Source organism: Sphingomonas sp. ABOLE (genome assembly GCF_003950455.1).
GTDB classification, from domain to species: domain Bacteria; phylum Pseudomonadota; class Alphaproteobacteria; order Sphingomonadales; family Sphingomonadaceae; genus Sphingomonas; species Sphingomonas trueperi.
In genome coordinates, this window is sequence record NZ_QQWY01000086.1 from 1 (window position 1) to 2884 (window position 2884).

Genomic DNA, 2884 nt, shown 5'->3' on the forward strand with positions numbered 1-2884 from the left:
GCGCTGCTGGAGCGTGCCGGTTTTCTCGCCGCAGCCACCCCCCAAGATCTCGACTTCTGGTTTCACGGAGAACGTGCCCAATGACCGCCTCGATCCTCACCGTCGATGATTCGCCCAGCCTGCGTATGGCGATCAAGATCGCGCTGACCGGCGCGGGCTACAGCGTCACCGAGGCCGGCGACGGCGTCGAGGGCCTGGCCAAGGCCAAGGGCGCGACGTTCGACCTGATCATCACCGACTTGAACATGCCCAACATGGACGGGCTGACGATGATCCGCGAGCTGCGCAAGGATCCCGCCCAGTGCGGCACGCCGATCCTGTTCCTCACCACCGAGAGCGATGACGCGATGAAGCAGCAGGCCAAGGCCGCCGGCGCCACCGGCTGGCTGGTCAAGCCCTTCGTCCCCGAGCAGCTGCTCAAGGTATCGCGCAAGGTGCTCGGCCGGTGAGCGGCGGCGATCCGATCGCCGCCTTCCGGGTCGAGGCCGGCGACCTGCTCGACCAGGTCGAGCAGGGACTGCTCGACCTGACCCACCGGCTCGACGACCGCGACCTGATCGACGCGGTGTTCCGCGGCCTGCACACGCTCAAGGGCTCGGGCGCGATGTTCGGGTTCGACGCGCTGGCCAGCTTCACCCATCACTGCGAGACCGCCTTCGACCGCGTCCGCAAGGGCCTCGCGCCCGCGACGCAGGGGCTGGTCGCGGTGATCCTCTCGGCCAAGGACCATATGCGCGCGCTGGTCGACGGCGACGGCACGGGGCTCGAAGCCGCCGGCGCCGCGATCCTCGCCGAACTGCAGCGCGAGGTCGACGCCGCCGCCGGCGCGCCGGCGCCCACGCCCTCCGCACCCGTGCGCGAGGGCTGGCGCCTGACCTTCTATCTGCCGCCCGAATCGATGGCCAACGGCACCAACCCGTTGATGCTGCTCGACGAGCTGCGGAGCTTGGGCGACTGCACCATCACCGCGCGCACCGACCGGCTGCCCCCGCTCGCCGAGCTCAACCCGGTCGAATGCCATATCGGCTGGGACGTCGAACTGTTCGGCGACATCTCGCGCGACGATATCGACGACGTGTTCCTGTTCGTGATGGACGACATGGAGCTGGTGATCGAGGAACTCGGCGGCGCGGCCGAAGCCCCCGCCGAGATCGTCGACGCGCCGGTCGCAACCGCCGCCGCTGCCCCCGAAGCCGGCGGCCCGGCCAAGGCCGCGGCCAAGACCGGCGAGAGCGTCCGCGTCCCCGCCGAGCGGCTCGACGAGCTGATGGACCGGGTGGGCGAGCTGGTCATCGTCCACAGCCGCCTCTCGCAGCTCGCCAACGGCCAGGGCGGCGACATGGTGCTGCGCTCGATCTCCGAGGAAATCGAGCGGCTGGTCAGCGAGCTGCGCGACACGATGATGGTGCTGCGCATGGTGCCGGTGGCGACGCTGTTCGGTCGCTTCCGCCGCCTGATCCACGATCTCGCCCGCGAGACCGGCAAGGCGATCGAGCTCTCCACCGAAGGCGAGGCCACCGAGGTCGACAAGACCGTGATCGAGCGGCTCGCCGACCCGATGGTCCATCTGATCCGCAACGCCTGCGACCACGGCCTCGAGCCCGAGGACGAGCGCGTCGCCGCCGGCAAGCCCGCCACCGGCCATGTCCGCTTGTCCGCCCACCAGGCCGGCGGCGAGGTGCTGATCACCATCCAGGACGACGGCCGCGGCATCAACCGCGAGCGCGTCCGCGCCAAGGCGGAAGCCCAGGGGCTGATCCAGCCCGGGCAGGTGCTCAGCGACAGCGAGCTGCTCCACCTGATCTTCCACCCCGGTTTCTCGACCGCGGCGGCGGTGACCAACCTCTCCGGCCGCGGCGTCGGCATGGACGTGGTCAAGCGCACCATCGAGAGCCTGCGCGGCGCGATCGACATCACGTCGACCCCCGGCGAAGGCTCCAAGGTCGTGCTGCGCATCCCGCTGACGCTCGCGATCATCGACGGCTTGCTCGTCCGCGTCGGCGAGGGCCGCTACGTGATCCCGCTCGCGGCGGTGGAAGAGTGCCTCGAGCTGAGCCTGGAGGAGGATCTGCGCTCGCGCGGCCGCAGCTTCATCACCCTGCGCGATCGGCTGGTGCCCTTCCTGCGCCTGCGCGAGATGTTCGCCACGGGCACCAAGCCCGATCCGCACCAGAAGATCGTCGTCATCGCCACCGGCGCCGAGCGCGTCGGGCTGGTCGTCGACCAGATCATCGGCAGCCACCAGACCGTGATCAAGTCGATGTCGCCCTTGCACCAGGACGTCGCCGCCTTTGCCGGTGCGACCATCCTGGGCGACGGCGGCGTCGCGCTGATCCTCGACGTCGTCCAGCTCGTGCTGGCCGGCCAGCAGCAGGAGGAGCGGCTGCGTGCCGCCGGTTGAGCCCATGCAGGATAGCACCACCCACGCCGCCACCGTCCCCTGGGACGAAACCGGCCATCTCGAGGTCCTCACCTTCGACCTCGGCGACGAGACCTTCGCGCTGGAGGCGGTGCTGGTCCGCGAGATCCTCGACCTCTTGCCCGAGACCCGGGTGCCGGGCGCGGCGCCGCTGGTCCACAGCGTGGTCAATTTCCGCGGCAAGATCATCCCGATCGCCGACCTGCGCCAGGCCTTTGCGATGCCGCCGGCCGAGGCGGCGACGCTCGACAGCCGCATCGTGGTGATCGAGATCGCGCTCGGCGACGAGCCGCTCCAGATCGGCATCCGCACCGACAAGGTCCACGAGGTGGCAACCCTCGCCGAGAGCGCGAGCGAGGAGCCCCCCGCCGTCGGCATGCGCTGGCGCCGCCAGTTCGTCCGCACCCTGGTCCGCCGCGACGACGGCGTCGTCGTCCTCCCCGACCTCCACGCCATCTTCGCCGC

Annotated in this window: 3 protein-coding genes; all 3 read left to right on the forward strand. The window is 70.3% G+C overall.

The features are described from left to right. Positions 1–80 precede the first annotated feature (80 nt). Positions 81–449 (forward strand): response regulator, encoded by a 369-nt coding sequence (locus CA234_RS23885; protein ID WP_066727388.1) that lies wholly within the window; start codon positions 81–83, stop codon positions 447–449. Continuing rightward, on the forward strand, positions 446–2401 hold the full coding sequence (locus tag CA234_RS23890; RefSeq protein ID WP_126002922.1) for a chemotaxis protein CheA: 1956 nt from the start codon (positions 446–448) through the stop codon (positions 2399–2401). The genes CA234_RS23885 and CA234_RS23890 overlap by 4 nt, the downstream gene beginning before the upstream one ends. Positions 2402–2405: 4 nt before the next feature. Continuing rightward, positions 2406–2884 (forward strand): chemotaxis protein CheW (locus CA234_RS23895; protein ID WP_126002923.1); only part of this gene is annotated, 479 nt, incomplete at its 3' end.